The following is an 18,741-nucleotide window of genomic DNA, read 5'->3' as shown; positions in this document are numbered from 1 at the left end:
CATCTGACTCAGTAAGGGCATGGAGGCCCGATCGTTGCGCCGCCGCGAGTGATCGTGGCGGTTTTTTCCGTTGAGGAGGTTTCGGTGATCCGGCATACACTCAAGCAACTGGTTATTGTCGGTGGGGGTACGGCTGGCTGGATGACGGCGGCCCGTCTGGCCCGGCACTTCCGTAAAACGGACATCCGAATAACCCTGGTGGAATCCTCGGATATTGGAACCGTGGGTGTCGGGGAGGCAACCATTCCAACCTTGCGCCAGTTTTATGCGGATCTTGGCATGACCGATAAAGAGGTGATGCGCGCGACGCAAGCCACCGTCAAACTCGGCATTCAGTTTGAACAGTGGCGAGAACCCGGTAGTGACTTCATTCACCCTTTTGGTGTGTTCGGACAAAAAGCCAACGGCATCGATTTTCACCACTATTGGCTGAAGCTTCGTCAGCGCGGTGATACCTCTGAGTTGGCGGATTACTCTCTGGGGTTGCAGTTGGCTCGCCACCACCGCTTTACGCCTCCTTCTCTCCAACCTCCATCCGAATTGTCGGTATTTGATTGGGCGCTGCATTTTGATGCGGCGGCCTTCGGACGCCTGATGAGGGATTACGCCGAGCGTCATGGCGTAGAGAGGCTGGACGCCAGAATCGAGTCGGTCAAACAGCATCCCGAAACCGGCAATATCGAGGCCCTGTACCTGGATTCGGGTAACCTTGTCGGTGGGGACCTGTTTATCGACTGTTCCGGCTTCCGTGCGCTGTTGATCGAGCAGACCCTGAACACCGGTTACTGCGACTGGAGTGAATGGTTGCACTGTGATCGGGCCGTGGCGGTTCAAAGTGAACGGTTCGGTGAGGCACCACCCTACACGGTCAGCCGCGCCCAGACTGCCGGATGGCAGTGGCGAATTCCTTTGCAAACGCGACAGGGAAACGGCTATGTATACTGCAGCGACCAGGTTAGCGATGACGAGGCCACTTCAACGCTGGTTGATCATATAGACGGTCCGCTTTTGAACGACCCTAAACCCTTTCGATTCACGGCCGGTCGACGTCGGCGTGCCTGGAACCGGAATTGTATAGCGGTCGGTCTGTCAGCGGGTTTTCTGGAGCCTCTGGAAAGCACCAGTATTGCCTTGGTGGAAACCGCCATCCACAAGATTCGTCGGGCATTTCAAAAGCCCTGGTACACACAGGCCGACATAGACCGTTTCAATGAAGACACCGCACTGGAGTACGAACGGGTCAGGGACTTCATCATCCTGCATTACAAACTGAACGGTCGAACGGATTCACCCTTCTGGGAGCGTTGCCGCGCCATGCCAATACCGGACACCCTGCGGGAGAAGGTGGAGGCATTCCGGGCGCAAGGTGAGCTGCTTCGCTATCGCGCTGAAATTTTTGGCCCCGCGAGCTGGTTGGCGATTTATTCCGGACTGGGGTTGTTGCCCGAGCGTTATCACCCGGGAGTGGATCGTCTCGACTTTCAGTACCTGAAGGACGCTCTGATAGCAATGCGTCAGTCAGTGGCCGACGCGGTCGCCCAGGCGCAAACCCACAACGATTATCTGCAATCGCTGAACCGCACCGGCTGACCCAAGCCTGGATCTTCTCTGATCCTCAAGGTTGACGATCCAATTCGTGTTGACGGATAAATGCGCTGTGTGAAGGCGCCTGCTCCGCCGCCTGCGCTATCATCGCACGCATTCTGCCCAGTTCGTCGGTCAGCGCGGTCTCTGGTATTTTATTGGCCCGAATATCGTAGTGATTCGGCTGTACGCCCATACCGGAATAAATGGCCAGCCAGCTGTCGTGTTCAAATGCCTCCGGCTCCATCTGGACCAGCTCACCGCGATGCCTGAACAACTTGAGCTTATGGGCCAGAGAATCCGGTATCGGCATGGTCTGGCAGTGCCGCCAGAATGCGGTATCGGATCGCTGTGTGGTTTTGTAGTGCAGTACCAGAAAATCGCGGATACGTTCAAATTCGTGGTGGTGCTGGCGGTTGGCCTCGGCCCGGTCGACTTCATGGAAACCCGATTCCGGGAACAGGCGCAGCAGTTTGGCAATACCGGTCTGAATCAGGGAGATACTGGTGCTTTCCAGAGGTTCAAGAAAACCGGACGCCAACCCCAGTGCAAAACAGTTCTTTTCCCAGATGGATTTCCGGGGGCCCGCAACAAAGCGGAATGTCTTTGGGTCCTTGAGAGGTGATTCGGCCATTTGCTTCAAAAGTGTCTGTTTGGCCTGCTCATCCGAGACAAACGCCTGGCTGTACACATACCCGTTGCCAGTGCGGGACTGGAGGGGAATACGCCACTGCCACCCCGCATCAAGCGCGGTGCAGCGGGTGTAGGGGGTCGGCTCCGGCATCGCCGCACCGGGCACCGCAATCGCACTGTCGCAGGGCAACCACTGCCGCCAGTCTTCATGACCGGCCTGCAGGGTCTGCTCAATGAGCACCCCCCGGAACCCGGAGCAGTCGACAAACAGCTGACCTTCAGCGCGCGCCCCGTCGTCCAGGTGCAATGCGGTGATAAATCCGTTGTCCGGGTTCTGCTCCACCCGCGTCACTTTCCCTTCCCGGCGAATAACGCCCCGGGCTTCAGCGTACTGGCGCAGAAAATTGGCATAGCGCCCCGCATCGAAATGATAGGCGTAGCCGTAATCGGCCAATGGGGTGGGGGGTTGCTCGTGGGGCTGAGCGAAACGGCCTCGGCGGGCAAGTTGCACCGCAAAGCAATAATCCTCGAGTGACTGGCCGGCCTCCTCGCCTTGCAATCGGTTGAGGTAATGATGAAATGCCACGCCATTCAGAGGCTGACCAAAGTCGGCAAAAGGATGAAAGAACGCCGAGCCGGGGGCCCGCCAATCACAGAACTCGATGCCCAGCTTGAACGTGGCATCGGTGGCACGGATGAAATCCCGCTCATCAACGCCGAGCGAGGCATTGAAGTCCCGGATACTGGGGATAGTCGCCTCCCCCACGCCCACGGTACCGATATCCGCCGACTCCACCAGAGTGATCTGGGCCTGTCGACCCTCGAAGTAACGTGCCAGGCTCGCGGCCGCCATCCAGCCCGCGGTGCCTCCTCCGAGAATGACGACCTGATTGACCGCTGAATTGTCCATGGTGCTCCCCGTCTGAAGTCAGTCTGCATTATAGACACAGACGCCCCAACTCTGAAACAACGTTGTCTTTATGGGTGGTGTGGCCCGATATCGGTCAGGAGGGAGAATTCCGCTCCGAAAGATGTCTTGCATATAACTTTCGTTGTACTAAAATACCTTTCGTTTCAAAAGTTTTATCAAGAGCGTCCAGGATGAACAAACGCAACACCCAGCAGCGCCGCCGCGCCATTATCGACATGCTCACCCAGGCGGGTGAGGTGAGTGTCGAGCACTTGGCTCAGCATTTCGGTACCTCCGAGGTGACGGTCCGCAAGGATCTGGCGGCCCTGGAGGACAACGGCCTGCTGCTGCGCCGCTACGGCGGCGCCGTGCCCCTGCCCCAGGAAATGATCGTCGACCCGGGCACCGAAAAAGTTTCGGAACGAAAGCAATCCATGGCCAAGGCCGCAGCGGACCTGATTCTGGACCACAATCGCATCATCATCGACAGCGGCACCACCACCGCCGCCCTGCTGCCGGAGCTGTCCCACAAGCAGGGGCTGGTGGTGATGACCAACTCCCTGAACATCGCCAACGCCCTGCGTGAGCTGGAAAACGAACCCACCCTGCTGATGACCGGCGGTACCTGGGACCCACAATCCGAAGGCTTTCAGGGGCAGCTGGCCGAGCAGGTGCTGCGCTCCTACAACTTTGATCAGCTGTTTATCGGCGCCGATGGCCTGGACCTGGAACGCGGGACCACCACGTTTAATGAGCTGTACAGCCTGAGCCAGGTAATGGCCGAGGTGGCGCGCGAAGTCATCGTGATGGCGGAGTCGGACAAATTGGGCCGGAAGATCCACAACCTTGAATTGCCCTGGGAGCGGATTGCCTATCTGGTGACGGATTCGGATTTCCCTGATGAGGCAAAACAACGTTTGGAGGCCTTGGGAGTCGATGTTATCCGGGCTTCCTGAAGCCCACAAAGGAAAGTCTTAAGAATTGAAATACGTGACAGGAGTTGGGTAAGGCCCTCATGGACCGTTACCTGCCTGGACGGCAGGTAACCGAGCCCCCATGGATGGGTTCACGGCGTGTCCATGAGGGCCTTACCCAACTCCTACCCCAATATTTAGTTAAGAACGTTTCATTCTCAAAGGAGAAAGATTATGTGTGGCATCGTAGGCGCCGTAGCGCAGCGGGATGTAGTGGATATTCTGGTCGAAGGCCTTCGGCGCCTCGAGTATCGGGGCTATGACTCCGCCGGTGTGGCTGTGGTCAACAACGGTGAACTCAAACGCCTGCGCCGGCTGGGCAAAGTCAAAGAACTCGCCGACGCCGTCGCCGCCAGCCCCACCCCGGGCGGCACCGGTATTGCCCACACCCGCTGGGCCACCCACGGTGAGCCGAGCGAGCGCAACGCCCACCCACACGTCTCCAACGACCAACTGGCCGTCGTGCACAACGGCATCATCGAAAACCACACCGCCCTGAAAAAGGAGCTGGAGGCGGCGGGTTACCAGTTTGAGTCCCAGACCGACACCGAGGTCATTGCCCACCTGGTCCACAAAACCCGTCTGGAGACCGGCGATCTGCTGAGCGCGGTGCAGAAGGCGGTGAAACAGCTCGACGGCGCCTACGGCACTGTACTGATGGACGCCAACGACGCCGAGCGTCTCGTCGTTGCCCGCTCCGGAAGCCCGTTGGTGATCGGCCTGGGCATTGGGGAAAACTTTATTGCCTCGGACCAGCTCGCCTTGTTGCCGGTCACTCGCCGGTTTATCTTTCTGGAAGAAGGCGACGTGGCGGAAATCACCCGCACCAGCGTGCGCATCTTTGATAAAGACGGCAATGCCGTCGAACGCGAAGAGCATGAGTCCACCGTCAGCTACGACGCCGGGGACAAGGGCCAATACCGTCACTTCATGCTCAAGGAAATTTACGAGCAGCCCCACGCGGTCACCAACACCCTCGAAGGCCGTCTGGGCAAAGAGAGTGTGCTGGACGAAACTTTCGGCAACGGGGCCGCCGAGCTGCTGAAGAAAGTGAAGCACGTCCAGATCGTCGCCTGTGGCACCAGCTACCATTCCGCCATGGTCGCCCGCTACTGGCTGGAATCGCTCGCGAATGTGTCCTGCAATGTGGAAATCGCCAGTGAATTCCGCTACCGCAAATCCGTGGTCCAGCCCGACAGCCTGGTGGTCACCATCAGCCAGTCCGGCGAAACCGCCGACACCCTCGCCGCTCTGCGCCTGGCCAAGGAGCTGGGTTATCTCGGCAGTCTGACCATCTGCAACGTGGCGGGCTCCTCCCTGGTGCGCGAATCCGACCTGGCCTTTATGACCCGCGCCGGGGCGGAAATCGGTGTGGCCTCCACCAAAGCCTTCACTACCCAACTGGTGGGCCTGGCGATGCTGGTGTTGGCACTGGGCAAATACAATGGCCTGAGTACCGAACAGCAGGCCGACATGGTGCAGGCCCTGAAAGGTCTGCCGGCCAAGCTCGAAGAGTCACTGTCGCTCGCCGAGCGCATTGAAGATCTGGCCGAAGAGTTTGCCGATAAACACCACGCCCTGTTTCTCGGTCGGGGCGATCAGTACCCGATTGCGATGGAAGGTGCGCTCAAGCTCAAAGAAATTTCCTACATCCACGCCGAGGCCTACGCCGCGGGCGAACTCAAGCACGGCCCCCTGGCGCTGATCGATGCGCAGATGCCCATCATCGTGGTCGCGCCGAACAATGAACTGTTGGAGAAGCTCAAATCCAACGTGGAAGAAGTCCGCGCCCGCGGGGGCATCCTCTATGTGTTCGCCGATGTGGAAGCCAACTTCGCCTCGGACGAGACCATGCGGGTCATCAACGTCCCCCACTGCCACCCCTGGCTGGCGCCCATTCTCTACACCCTGCCCCTGCAATTGCTCAGCTACTACGTGGCCATCATCAAGGGCACCGACGTGGATCAGCCGCGCAACCTGGCGAAGAGTGTGACGGTCGAGTAACCTGTCGTCTTTGTAGATTCTGAGGCGATCCGAGCCATCGAGTACCAACTTGGTGGATCGGATCGCCAACAATAACGCAGAGGAAGACAGCAGGATGATCACAATACGAAGGGCCACCTACGATGATGTGCCGGCACTGCATGCGCTGGCTGAGCGGTTTCTGCTCGAGAATCTGAAAGACCCCGAAAATACCGGTTTTCTGATTTCCAACTTTTCCCTCGATGTTTACAAGGCGTATGTGGACAGCGCCGAGTACTTCTGGGTGGCCGAGGAGGACGGCAAGCTGGGTGGATTTCTGCTCGCTTATAAAAGTGAATCGATCAAGCCCGAAGAGGTGATCAATTCCTGCCTGCGTTATTCTGTGGTTCAGCCATTTACCCTGATCAAGCAGATCTGCAGTAGCGGCAAGGTGCGCGGCGCGGCGTCGACGCTGTACCAGAAGCTCTTTGACGAGATGGATACCGAGCTGGCGCTGGCGGCGGTTGTGAACGAGCCTCTGAACACCAAGTCGATTGAATACCATCGCAAACTGGGCTTCGGCCATTTGTGGGATCTGCACCCCCCGGCCGACTACGATGGCGTGACCCGCACCCGGTCCATCTGGTTCTATTCCAAAACCGGCACCCGACCTCAGACTCGTATGGCGCAGGTGGACCGCTCCGAACTGGTGCAGCATCTGATCGAAAAAGAACAGGGAACGGTCAACCTCTACATGCATGAGGACAACCTGAACTGGACCAAGTTGGGTATGTTGGTCACCTTTATGACGGCGCTGCTCACGGCCTTTGGTTTCCTGCTGGAGCGGGATCCAACCACCACCAATAATTGGATTGTCAGTGTCCTGGTGGTGTTCGGGTTTGTGGTGAACATCATGTTCTATCTGAAGTTGAAGTCAGGGCTCGCGTTCCTGAATCATCACAAGAAGAACCTGCGCCGCTTTGATGACGCCTTGGCCGGGATGTTGCCATCCATCCCCTCGTACCTCGATCGTAAAACCGGCAAGCAGTCCGTTACTGTGCGTGTCATGGTTGTCTTGCCGGTGTTCAGTCTGGGACTCTGGGCGGTGTGCGCCGGGTTACTGCTGCACCGGTACTTTTTATGATCGCGCAGTGACGGGTGTCTCAACACAAGGGCGCGGGCTCGATTAGAGTACAGGGTCTGTTTACTGATTAAGTGTTATACGCAGGGAATATTATGAAGCGAATACTCATAGCCATACTGCTGCTCGTCGCGATCGCGGCGCTTGGTGGTCACTATTATTACGAGCGGCAGGTGGAGCAGCGGGTGGAAAGTGCCGCTCGCATGTTGGGGCAGATGGGCGGCAATCTGGACTATCGCGAGGTGGTCATTGGTCTGTCGGGTGATATTCGGGTCGAGGACATTCTGCTCCGGGTACCCGGTATGCCCAGCGCCGTCAGCATCGATCGGGCTTCGCTGCATACCGGTGGGCTGATGGGGGTCCATCGCCTGGCCATGGATGCTCGCGAGCAGTTATTACCCACCCGCCTGGGTGTGTCGTTTGATGGCATCCGTATCCCCCTGTCCAGTGTGACCGAATCCGGTAATCTGGGGGTCACGGATTCCTTCGCCGCCGCCGGTTGTGGTGATCGGACGGCCTTCAGCGCACTGGACATTGTGAAGATGGGCTACTCCGAATTCGTGATGGATACCCGGGTGGATTATCGCCTGGTGGGTGATGGCGAGCTCTTGAACCTGACCGTCGACACCCTGATGCGGGAGATGAACAACACCCGAGTCGAGATGGACTTTTCCCTTGGCGCGCCGTCACGTCATGCGCCGGCTGTTGCGATGGCCATGGCCAATGCCCAATTGCTGAGCGTAGTGATTGATTATCAGGATAAAGGCTATGCCCAGCGTGTGTCGGCGTTCTGCACTGAACAGACCGGTCTGGATAGGGAGGCGTTTCTCGCTCAGCACCTGAGTGCCTGGCAGGATGTCTGGCACCAATTTGGATTGACTGCCGGGCCGACCCTGGTTGATGGTTATCGGGAATTTTTGTCCAACCCGGATCAGTTCCGGGTGCAGATCAAACCCAGCGGCAGCCTGCACGCTGACGACTTCAGTGGCATGTCAACGGAGCTGATGCTCTATTACCTGCCCATGCAGCTATCGGTCAACCAGGGCCCAATGAAGCGCCTGGACCTGTCGGCCATGGACGAGGCCGAAGCCCAAGCCTGGCGGGAAGCGCGCCGGGAGCGGACCGTTGATTCGGATAGTGAAGCGGAGCAGTCTGGTGATACCGGGCAAGCGCAAGACGACGAAGGTCGGATCACCATGGAGGCGCTGCGCAACGCTGCCAATGCCACGGTGGAACTTCGACTCACCAACGGGCGCACGCTGGAGGGGGTGGTGCATTCGGTCGGGGAAGACCGGTTGCAGTTACAGCGTTTTCAGAACGGGGGTTATGTCATTCAGCCGGTTGATTATGTCGATATCGAAGAGGCCTACCTCAGGGAGAAGTAGACAGCAGCCGGGGCTGCTGTCTACGCTCACAAGTAGGCGACGCAATTACAGTCCGGTGTCGATCGCCTCGATCAGTTCACCGTCGTCGGTATCGCCACTGAGCTCCCAGAAGAAAGCACCACCGAGCCCCTGCTGTTTCAGATAGTTCATCTTGTCCTGAATGGTCGCGGGGGTGTCGTAGCTCCACCAGTCATCGCCGCAGTGGGCGTAGGCGGTACCGGCAACCGTACCGTTGGCCGGGCAGGTGTTTTTCAGAACCTTGTAATCCTCGATACCACTCTCATAGGTACCATTGGCCGCACCGCTGGCGGAGCCACCCGGGGCCGCCTGGCTGACGCCCGTCCAGCCCCGGCCATAGAAGCCGATGCCGAGCAGGATTTTTTCGTCCGGCACACCCAGGCCCTTCAGAATCTGCACGCTGTTGTCGCTGTAGAAGCCGGCTTGCGGGATACCGCTGTAGCTGTTCAGCGGTGAGTGTGGCGCGGTGGGCCCCTGGGCCTCCCAGGCACCGAAGTAGTCGTAGGTCATCAGCATATAGAAGTCCAGATACTGGGCAGCGCCACCGTAATCGGCCGCGTTCAGTTTGGCTTCGCCCGCGCCGATGGCGGCGGTCACCAGTTTGTCACCAAACTCGTTGCGCAGTGCCTGCATCAACTCGCGGTAGGCATCAAAGCCGCTGTTGTCACAGGTCAGACCGCACTCGTTGGGGTACTCCCAATCGATGTCGATACCGTCAAACACGCCGTCCCAGCGGGGGTCGAACACCAGGTCGTGGCAGGATTGGGCGAACTGTTGCGGATTTTGCGCCGCCTCGCCAAAACCGCCGGACCAGGTCCAGCCGCCAAACGACCAGAGCACCTTGATGTGCGGATACATCTCTTTCAGCCGCTTGAGCTGACCGAAGTTACCGCGCAGTGCGCCCTGCTCCCAGGTGTCGGCCACCCCGTCCACACTTTCCTCGGCGCCGTAGGCCCGGTCGTAGTCCGCATAGGAGTCACCCACGACGCACTGACCGTTCTGGACGTTGCCGAAAGCGTACACGATATGCGTGAGCTTCTCGGCGGAGCCGCTGGTGTGGATGTTCTTCACGTGATAGTTGCGATCGTAAATGCCCCACTGAGTGAAATAGCCCACGACCAGCTCGTCGCCATTGCCGGGTGTGCTACTGCTGGAGGAGCTGCTGCTCGATTCCGAACTGGAACTGCTGCTGGATTCCGATGAGCTGCTGGAAGAGGTCGGTTCGCAGGCGCCCAGATTTTCCCACACGCCCCAATCGCCGGATTGTTCGGGGTTATCCCCCTGAGTCCACCAGCGTGCGCGATACTCGACAACGTTGTATTCAACCCGATCACCCTGGGTGTAGACGTTGCTGGAATTCCAGCTGTCCAGTCCCTCGCAGCCTTCGCCGGTCGCGGTGCTGCTGGAGGATGAGCTGCTGGAACTGAGCGAGCTGCTCGAGGAACTGCTGGAACTGGAGCTGTCGCCATCGCATTGACCCAGCAGGTTCCAGGCCTCGTCCCAGGCCCAGCCTTCGCCGGGGGCATAGGCCCCGCCGGTGGAGCACCAGCCTCCGACCTCGCATTCGTAGGCATTGCCCAGGTTGCGGGCGCGGTCGCCGGTGTCATAGGTCGCATCCGGTGCATAGTCCGGCACCGAGGAGCAGTCGTAGGCCAGGGCTGGCGTGGCCGCCAGGCCCAGGGCCAGGGTAATCAAAAGTAGACGGATTTTCATGAAGAGACTCCCAGATTGTTATGGTTCAAGGGATGTGCGGCCGGGCCATCGTTGGACCGGTTGAGGGCAGAGAGACATCGAATTGCCCGGTGGGATGCGCCTCCCTGGCGGTCCGCGAGGCGTTGTCTCCAAGGTGTTTGGACAACGTTGTCTAAATGTAGGCGTTCGAAGCGGATCCGTCAAAGCCGTTTCGCCGTAAATGCGATCTCGATCTCGCTTTCCTGCGGTTTTGGGGCGGACGGGTGTCGCTTTGAGCCGCGCTGGCGTACAAATCCGTCGCCAGTTGCGTAAAATGCGATGCTTGTCGCCGGCAGCCGAACTGAGAGGCACGCAGACCAAGATGGATTCACTGACACAAATGACCCTCGGCTCCGCCGTCGGTGTCGCGGTAATGGGCCGGCGGGTGCCGGTCTGGCGCTCGGCACTGGTGGGCGCGTTTTTCGGCACCCTGCCGGACCTGGATTCGTTTGTGGACTACGGCGATCCGATCCGCAATGTCACCTATCACCGCGGCGCCAGCCACTCACTGTTCTATCTGTCGCTGCTCTCCCCGTTGTTTGCCTGGTTGATCACCCGCTGGATGCCCTCCGGAGGCTTCCGAAGGTGGTGGGCCGCGCTGTGGCTGATTCTGATTACCCATGTGCTGCTCGACACCATGACGGTGTACGGGACCCAGATCGGTCAGCCATTTACCGACTACCCGTTCGGGGTGGCCAGCCTGTTTATCATCGACCCCCTGTACACGCTGCCACTGCTGGTCGGGCTGCTATTGGCGCTGGGCGGTCGGCACCGGGCGAACCACTGGGGACTGGCGCTGACCACGGGCTATCTGCTCTGGAGTATGGCGGCCCAGAGTTGGGTAGAAACCCGAGTCGAGCGCGAGTTGGCGGACCGGGACTGGCCGGTCGAGCGGGTCCTGGTGACCCCCAGTGCATTCAACACACTGCTCTGGCGGGTGTTGGTCATGGCGCCGGATCACTATTACGAGGGCTTCTATGCCCTGGCCGATGGCGACCGTGCCATTGCGTTCGATCGCTTCGAGCGCGATCGGGCGCTGTATGAATCCCTACAGAACGATTGGGGGGTGCAGCGAATCGCCTGGTTCAGTAAGGGATTTTTCAAAGTCAGCGCGCGGGACGGAGTGGCGCGGATTACCGACCTGCGCATGGGGCAAGAGCCCTTTTACAGCTTCAACTTTGTGGTGGCCGAGCGGGTGGATGGGCAATGGCAACCGGTTCCGCCGCAACTGCAGATGGAGCGCCCGGATATCGGCGCCGGCCTGCGCTGGATCGTTCGCCGAGCCCAGGGGCAACCCCTGTCGCCGCCCCGAGTGAAGTCAGGTGATGGTGAGTCTTCACTTACCCAAGAACCTCCCAGCGAAAGGCAATAATGTGGAACGACTGGATAAAGCTCTGGTGAGCCGGGGGTTGGCGGATACCCGCAGCCAGGCCCAGCGGATGATCGAGGCCGGGCGGGTCCGCTGCCGGGTGGGTAACGAGTGGCAGGTACTGAACAAGGCCAGCGCCAAAGTGTCGGAAGATCAGGTTCTGGACGTCGAGCCGGGGGATGAAGATCAGTTCGCCTCCCGCGGCGGCTTGAAGTTGCGTGGCGCGCTGGCGCAGTCGGGCCTGAACCCCGAGGGCTGGGTGGCACTGGATGTGGGCCAGTCCACTGGCGGATTTACCGATTGTCTGTTGCAGGCCGGCGCCGCCAGGGTGGTCGGAGTGGATGTCGGCCGGGACCAGCTGGTGCCCGCTCTGAGAGCGCACCCCAAGGTGGTGTATTTTGAAGGCATCAATGCCCGGGACCTGCCCAGAGACACCCTGTTGGCGGAGGCGCCAGAGGGCTTTGATCTGATTGTGATGGACGTGTCTTTCATTTCCCAGACGCTGATTCTGCCCGGGTTGCCGGCGCTGCTTAAACCGGGCGGGCAGCTGCTCAGCCTGGTCAAGCCGCAATTTGAAGTGGGCAAGGCGGGCATCGGTAAAGGCGGAATTGTCCGCGACGATCGTCTCTATGCCGAGGTGGAGCAGCGAATTCGCGCCCAGTGCGACACCCTGGGGCTGACGGTCAACACCTGGTTTGCGAGCCCGATCAAGGGCGGTGAAGGTAATCGGGAGTTCTTTATATCGGCGACAAAAACGCCCGGGGAGTTTTAAACATAAACATTTTTTAGCTGATAAGACGTATAAATCTTCTCAGCGCTCCCCTATACTCCCTCGTGGTCTGTACCACCCTAAGTAAACGCGGCTTCTGAGCAGGCTCTCCCAACCGGTCGCCCAAGCTGCATGAATCATCCAAAACCATAAAGATGTGTGAGAAGGCAATGAAACAACGAGACCCCGTTTTCGGTCGCCCGCTGGTTGCGGCGTCCCTCTCCGTGTTGCTGGTGGCCTGCGCGCCGGATGACAACACCTCCTCCCCGACTCCGGAACAACGTCATTCGCCCGCTCAGTCTGAAGCGGTGGCTCCGCTCAGCGATACCGATGCGGCAGTGATTGCCCTGAGTGATACCGAAGCCGATTCCGCCCGCGACCGGGTGATGCGCCAGGTGAACCTTGAGCCGATTGATGGCCTGAGCGTGGATCTCTGGGCGTCGGAGAAACTGCTGGCCGACCCGGTGGCGATCAGTGTGGACTATCAGGGCCGGGTGTGGGCCGCGGTGACCAACCGCAGCAACAACTCCGAGTTTGATATCCGCCGCTACCCGGACTGGGAACACTCTTCCATGACCTGGACCAGCGTCGAGGATCGGCGGGCGTTTCTGAAACAAGAGCTGGCCCCGGAAAACAGTGAGCAGAATGCCTGGCTGGACGACCGCAACAACGACGGCTCGCGGGACTGGCGCGACCTGGCGGTGGTCAAAGAAGAGGTCATTCTGCTGCAGGACACCAGTGGTGATGGCCGGGCCAACGAAAGCCGGCGCTTCCTGAAGGACTTCCACAGCGAAGTGACCGATGTGCTGGGCGGCATCTACTATCACAACGAACTGGATGAACTGTTCCTGGGAGTTGCCCCGAACGCCTGGCGGGTCAAAGACACCGATGGCGACCTGAGAGCCGATACCAAGCAGGCCATCTCCGACGGTTTTGCCGTGCATGTGGGGTTCAGTGGCCACGGCATGTCCGGCGTGACCCTGGGGCCGGATGGCCGGATTTACTACGGAATCGGCGACATTGGCGCCAATATCACCGACGTTGACGGCAACGAGTACGCCCATCCAAATCGGGGGGTGATTGTCCGCAGTGAACCCGATGGCAGCAACTTTGAAGTGTTTGCCCATGGCGTGCGCAATACCCACGAGTTTACGTTCGATAAATACGGCAACCTGATCACCGTCGATAACGATGGCGACCATGAGGGTGAATACGAGCGGGTGGTCTACCTGATTGACGGCTCCGACACCGGCTGGCGCACCAACTGGCAACTGGGGAAATACAAGGACCCGAAAAACAATACCTACAAGGTGTGGATGGACGAGGACTACTTCAAACCCCGCTTTGAAGACCAGTCCGCCCACATTCTGCCTCCCATCGCCCCCTATCACGCCGGCCCCACCGGCATGGTGTACAACCCGGGCACGGCGTTGAGCGAGCGCTGGAACAACCATTTCTTCGTGGTGGAGTTTGTCGGCTCGGCGGCCCGCTCCGGTATCAACGCGTTTACCCTGGAACCCAAAGGTGCATCGTTCGAACTGGCTTCAGACCAGAACATCTTCCGCGGCGTACAGGCCACCGGCCTGGACTTTGGTCCGGATGGCTCCCTGTTCATGAGCGACTGGATCGAAGGTTGGGGCATCAACGGCAAGGGCCGCATCTGGAAAATGGATGTTACCGAAGGGGTCGATCAGGCTCAGCGGGACAATACCCAGGCACTTCTGGAAGCAAACTTCGCCGAACTGGGTGCGAATGAGCTGGTAGAGCACCTGAGTCACCCTGATATGCGTGTGCGTCAGCGCGCCCAATTGGCTCTCGCGGCCCGTGACGATCAGGCCAGCCTGCTGGAGGTCGCGCAGAACAGCGATCATCAATTGGCCCGTATCCACGCCCTGTGGGGCATTGGCCAGCTTACCCGTCAGGACTCGAGCCGTGCCGCCGTGCTGCTGCCGTTGCTGAGCGATACCGATCCCGAAGTTCGTGCCCAGGTGGCCAAAGTGTTGGGCGATGTGGCCTTTGCCGACGCCCGTCCGGACCTTTTGCCCCTACTGACCGATGACAGTGCCCGGGTGCAGTTCTTCGCCGCCCAGGCGCTCGGTCGCATCGGTAACCCGCAGGATCAGTCGGCGGTGATCGCCATGCTGGAAGCGAACGACGATGAAGATGTCTACCTTCGTCAGGCCGGGGCGATTGCCCTGGCTCGCATGGGCGATGCCGAGACGCTGGGCAACCTGGAGACTCACGCCTCCGAAGCGGTGCGCATTGCCGCCGTGGTGGCGCTGAAACGCCTGCAGAGCCCGGAACTGGCCCGCTTCCTGGATGATGCCAGTGAATTTGTGGTGACCAACGCCGCCCGCGGCATCAGCGACGATCATTACGTGGATGCCGCGCTGCCGGCCCTGGCCGAGCTGCTGGCAACCACGGAATTTACCAATGAGCCTCTGCTGCGCCGCCTGATCAACGCCAACCTCTATGTGGGTGGCGACGCTTCGGTGGAGCGCCTGCTGGGCTTCGCCCAACGCGACGACATCGACGGTGTCCTGCGCGCCGAGGCCCTTCACACCCTGTCGGTCTGGCCGGAGAGCTCGGCCTTTGATCGGGTGACGGGCCGTCATCGCGGAGTGGTATCCCACCCGAGCGAGCAGGCCAGCGAACCCTTGATGGCCCTGTCGGCCGAGTTGCTGCAGGATCGCAGCCCGGAAGTTCGTGCGGCCACGGCCAGCGCCCTGGCGATGCTCGGCATCGAAGGTGCCAGCGACGCCCTGGCGGCAACACTGAAAGACGACGCCAGCCCGATGGTTCGGGCCGCGGCTCTGGAGGCGCTGTTCACGCTGGACTACCCGGATATGGGCCAGGCGGCCCTGACCGCCACCAACGACGCCGATACCGACGTGCGCATGGCCGCGCTGGCCCTGCTGCCCAAGCTCGACCTGCCGACAGAGGAAGTGGTTGAGCTGCATCGGGTGCTGCTGAATAACGGCTCCCTGCCTGAACAGCAGGCCGCCTACCGCTCCCTGGCGAATGTCGATCACGCCAGTGCCCACGCGTTGCTTGGCGAATCCCTGGCGGCCCTGCGCTCCGGTGAGCTGCCTGCCGCGGTGCAACTGGATGTGATCGAGGCGGCCCAGGCCACCGGTAACGAGACCCTGATCGCCGAGCTGGAGGCCTACGAGGCGAGCAAGAACCGCAATAAGCCCCTCGAGGTGTACCGGGAAGCCCTGGAGGGCGGCGATCCGAATGCGGGGATGAACCTGTTCCGCTACAGCAACAGTGCCCAGTGTATCCGCTGTCATATGGTCGGCCACCGCGGCGCTCGGGTGGGTCCCGAGCTCACCGCTATCGGGGACCAGCTGAGCCGTCGCCAGTTGCTCGAGGCGCTGGTGGACCCGGGCGCCCGGGTGCCCGCCGGTCACGGTCGCGTGTCGGTCACGCTGGACAATGGTCAGACGGTCAGCGGTTTCTTTGAGGCCGAGAGTCAGGACAGTATGACCATTGTCGATGGCGAAGAACGCATTGAGGTAGCCAAGGCCGAGGTGGTGTCCACCGAGTACTCCGGCTCCGGCATGCCGCCGATGGGACAACTGCTCAATCGCAGCCAGTTGCGTGATATCGTCGCCTACTTGGTGACCCTGCCCACCGAAGAGGAAGCCGAGGGGCACTGATCCCGCTGCCGTGCTCAGGCACGGCGACCCACCCCTGCAATGCCGCCTTCGGGCGGCATTGTGCATTTTAGCGCCAATCCGCATGGCAAGAACCGGGTTTGGATGCTTAACTGACAGTAACCCTGTTAGTCTGGTTCATCCATTCTTTCCCGGTGGGACGCTGCGTTAACGCACCGGCCAGGAGCGGCTTTTGTATATCTTCTCAAATAATACCTCTGGAACCCGATGGCGTTTCGAACTACTGGCGCCGATTCTGGGCTTGTTGGCTCTGATGGTGCTCGCCGTGGGCTTTACGTATACCGTGGCAAAAATCCAGTTTGCCACCGCCGCTTACGTGAGTGGCCAGAGCATATGGTCCCGGGCGCAATTGGCAACCGTCTACTATCTCGATCGCTATTCCCGGGCCGGGGACCAGGAGGACCTGGAGCGGGCGCGCGAGTGGCTGGCGATTCCGCTGGCGGATCGAGAAGCCCGCCAGGCCATGGCGGCCTCCCCCATCCGCGAGGAGGAGGCCAGAGCCGCCCTGATTCGAGGCGACAACCACCCTGAGGATGCGGCCGGCATGGTCTGGCTGTATCGTCACTTTTCCGGTTTCGGGCCACTACAGCAGGCGGTTCGAGTCTGGGAGGCCTCCGATGAATGGATACTTCGCCTCCAATCTTTGACCGAGGAGATGGCTCAGACCTCCGAACCTGCTGCCCTGGAGGCGCTGCAGAAGGAGCTTGGGGTTCTCAACCGACGTTTGGATACTCAAACCGAGCAGTTCCGCAGCGCCATGATTGATGCAGCTCGGTGGGTCACCCGGTTTCTGTCCACTGTGAGCGTGGTATTTCTGGTGGTCATAATTGTGTTGGCCGGGTTGCTGAGCGCCTGGACTCTGCGTGTTCTGCGCTATTCTGAAAGTCGTTTTCGCGCCATTTTTGAACAGGCGGCCGTGGGGATTGCCCAACTGGACGGCCGCGGGGTGATTCGCGATATCAACCCCGCGTTCGGACAGATTCTCGGCCTGCCGCGGGAGCAACTGGTGGGCTGCCTGTACCAGGATTTGATTCACCCGGAAGACGTCAACAAGGGAGATGAATTTAGGGAAGAGCTGCGTCGGCGCGAACGTTCCGCCTACACCCTGGAAAAGCGACTGAAGTGTGCTGATGGCAAGACAGTGTGGGGGCGGGTCACCGTTTCTCTCGGCCAGGGCCAGGAGTTTGTGGTAATCCTTGAGGATGTTTCCGAGTCCCGGCGGCTCTCCATGGAGTTGAGCCACCAGGCCACTCACGATGCCCTGACCGGCCTGTTCAATCGCCGTGCCTTCGAGCATCGCCTGACGGAAACCCTGGGTCGTGCCCGCACCGAAAATTCACATCACACCCTGGCCTTTATCGATTTGGACCAGTTCAAAGTCGTCAATGATACCTCCGGCCACTTTGCGGGCGATCGCTTGCTCCAGCAGGCAGTGGGTATCTTTCGTCGCTGCCTGCGCGAGGGGGATATGCTGGCCCGTCTGGGAGGGGATGAGTTCGGGGTCATCTTCGAGCACTGTGATCCGGAGCAGGCGGTACCGGTGGCGGAAAAGTTGCGTGTGGCGCTGGACGAAACGCCCTTCGCCTGGGAAGGCAACAGCTACGATATCAGTTGCAGCATCGGTCTCGTGTCCATCAGTGCCGGCACTCCAGATGTAGAGCATGTGCTGAAAAGCGCGGATGTCGCCTGTTACCTGGCCAAGGAGCATGGACGCAACCGCATACACCTGACCAGCGACAAAGACGAGGCTCAGCGCGAACGGTTGGGCCAGATGCAGTGGGTCAACCGGATACGTGCCGCCCTGGCGGAGGATCGGCTGTTTCTTGAAGCCCAGCGCATTGTTCCGGTTCGCGAGGGGGCTTCGGCGCTGTGTTACGAGGTGCTGGTTCGGCTGCGCAGCGAAACCGGAGAAGTGGTGCCCCCGGGCGTTTTTCTGCCGGCCGCCGAGCGCTTTGGCGCGGTGCACCAGATCGACCGGTGGGTGGTGCGAGAGGTCATGCGTCAGTTGGCGCGGCACCCCGCCCATTTGGCCGAGCTGCAGACCTGTCACATCAACCTCTCGGGCGGCTCGCTTGATCAGGCGGATTTTGGCGCTTTTGTAATTGAGGTGCTGCGAGAGTTTGGGATTCCACCGGGAAAAATCTGTTTTGAAATTACTGAGACGGCGGCAGTAAACAATCTGGCTGAGGCACTGGACTTTATGGAATTACTGGGAGACCTGGGATGTCAGTTCGCGCTGGATGACTTTGGAACGGGCTTGTCGTCATTCGCCTATCTGCGCCGTCTACCAATACACTGCCTCAAAATCGATGGCGTGTTTGTTCGGGACATTGCAAATGACGAAACCGATCGGGCGATGGTCCGTGCCATCAATGAAATTGGTAAGACATTGGGAAAACACACGGTAGCGGAATTTGTCGAAACCGAGGAGGCCATGGCGTGGCTCAGAGAAATCGGCGTGGACGGCGCCCAGGGCTTTTGGGTTCATCGCCCCTGCGCCTTCGAGACGCTGCTGAGAGAAAATCGGCATTCCGTTGAACCCACTAATGCGTCATAGTTTGATCAGTCTCAGGTCAGGTAGTGAG

Annotated in this window: 11 protein-coding genes; 9 read left to right on the top strand and 2 right to left on the bottom strand. The window is 59.9% G+C overall.

Features of this window, described 5'->3' with window-relative positions:
• Positions 1–84: 84 nt before the first annotated feature.
• Entirely contained in the window at positions 85–1,590 is a 1,506-nt protein-coding gene (locus tag EDC38_RS12235) for a tryptophan halogenase family protein (RefSeq protein WP_123638750.1), read from the top strand.
• Positions 1,591–1,615: 25 nt separating this feature from the next.
• Here EDC38_RS12235 and EDC38_RS12230 read toward each other — a convergent pair whose 3' ends face one another.
• Complete coding sequence (locus EDC38_RS12230) at positions 1,616–3,127, bottom strand: tryptophan halogenase family protein (RefSeq protein WP_123638749.1); 1,512 nt, start codon at positions 3,125–3,127, stop codon at positions 1,616–1,618.
• A gap of 191 nt (positions 3,128–3,318) precedes the next feature.
• Here EDC38_RS12230 and EDC38_RS12225 point away from each other — a divergent pair, with 191 nt between their 5' ends.
• From EDC38_RS12225 to EDC38_RS12210, 4 genes are all read left to right on the top strand, one after another.
• On the top strand, positions 3,319–4,083 hold the full coding sequence (locus tag EDC38_RS12225) for a DeoR/GlpR family DNA-binding transcription regulator (RefSeq protein WP_123638748.1): 765 nt from the start codon (positions 3,319–3,321) through the stop codon (positions 4,081–4,083).
• Positions 4,084–4,275: 192 nt separating this feature from the next.
• The gene (gene glmS / locus EDC38_RS12220) at positions 4,276–6,105 is read left to right on the top strand and encodes a glutamine--fructose-6-phosphate transaminase (isomerizing) (RefSeq protein WP_123638747.1); all 1,830 of its coding nucleotides are present in this window, start codon (positions 4,276–4,278) and stop codon (positions 6,103–6,105) included.
• 94 nt (positions 6,106–6,199) lie between these two features.
• Complete coding sequence (locus EDC38_RS12215; RefSeq protein WP_123638746.1) at positions 6,200–7,207, top strand: GNAT family N-acetyltransferase; 1,008 nt, start codon at positions 6,200–6,202, stop codon at positions 7,205–7,207.
• Positions 7,208–7,299: 92 nt separating this feature from the next.
• Positions 7,300–8,589, top strand: a complete 1,290-nt coding sequence (locus EDC38_RS12210) for a hypothetical protein (RefSeq protein WP_123638745.1) — start codon at positions 7,300–7,302, stop codon at positions 8,587–8,589.
• A gap of 45 nt (positions 8,590–8,634) precedes the next feature.
• On the opposite strand, the gene EDC38_RS12205 is transcribed toward EDC38_RS12210, so the two are convergent.
• Entirely contained in the window at positions 8,635–10,320 is a 1,686-nt protein-coding gene (locus EDC38_RS12205) for a glycosyl hydrolase family 18 protein (RefSeq protein WP_123638744.1), read from the bottom strand.
• A gap of 340 nt (positions 10,321–10,660) precedes the next feature.
• Here EDC38_RS12205 and EDC38_RS12200 point away from each other — a divergent pair, with 340 nt between their 5' ends.
• The 4 genes from EDC38_RS12200 (at position 10,661) to EDC38_RS12185 (ending at position 18,713) form a co-directional block, all read left to right on the top strand.
• Positions 10,661–11,710: a metal-dependent hydrolase gene (locus EDC38_RS12200; protein WP_123638743.1), complete on the top strand. Its 1,050-nt coding sequence runs from the start codon at positions 10,661–10,663 to the stop codon at positions 11,708–11,710.
• A gap of 1 nt (position 11,711) precedes the next feature.
• Positions 11,712–12,479, top strand: a complete 768-nt coding sequence (locus tag EDC38_RS12195; RefSeq protein WP_123638742.1) for a TlyA family RNA methyltransferase — start codon at positions 11,712–11,714, stop codon at positions 12,477–12,479.
• A gap of 167 nt (positions 12,480–12,646) precedes the next feature.
• The gene (locus tag EDC38_RS12190) at positions 12,647–16,138 is read left to right on the top strand and encodes a HEAT repeat domain-containing protein (protein ID WP_170162916.1); all 3,492 of its coding nucleotides are present in this window, start codon (positions 12,647–12,649) and stop codon (positions 16,136–16,138) included.
• A 190-nt stretch (positions 16,139–16,328) separates the two neighbouring features.
• Complete coding sequence (locus tag EDC38_RS12185) at positions 16,329–18,713, top strand: putative bifunctional diguanylate cyclase/phosphodiesterase (RefSeq protein WP_211331086.1); 2,385 nt, start codon at positions 16,329–16,331, stop codon at positions 18,711–18,713.
• Positions 18,714–18,741 lie beyond the last annotated feature (28 nt).

The sequence above is a fragment of the Marinimicrobium koreense genome, assembly GCF_003762925.1.
GTDB classification, from domain to species: domain Bacteria; phylum Pseudomonadota; class Gammaproteobacteria; order Pseudomonadales; family Cellvibrionaceae; genus Marinimicrobium; species Marinimicrobium koreense.
Note: the sequence above shows the minus strand (reverse complement) of the source record. Positions and strands in the feature narration are given on the sequence as shown.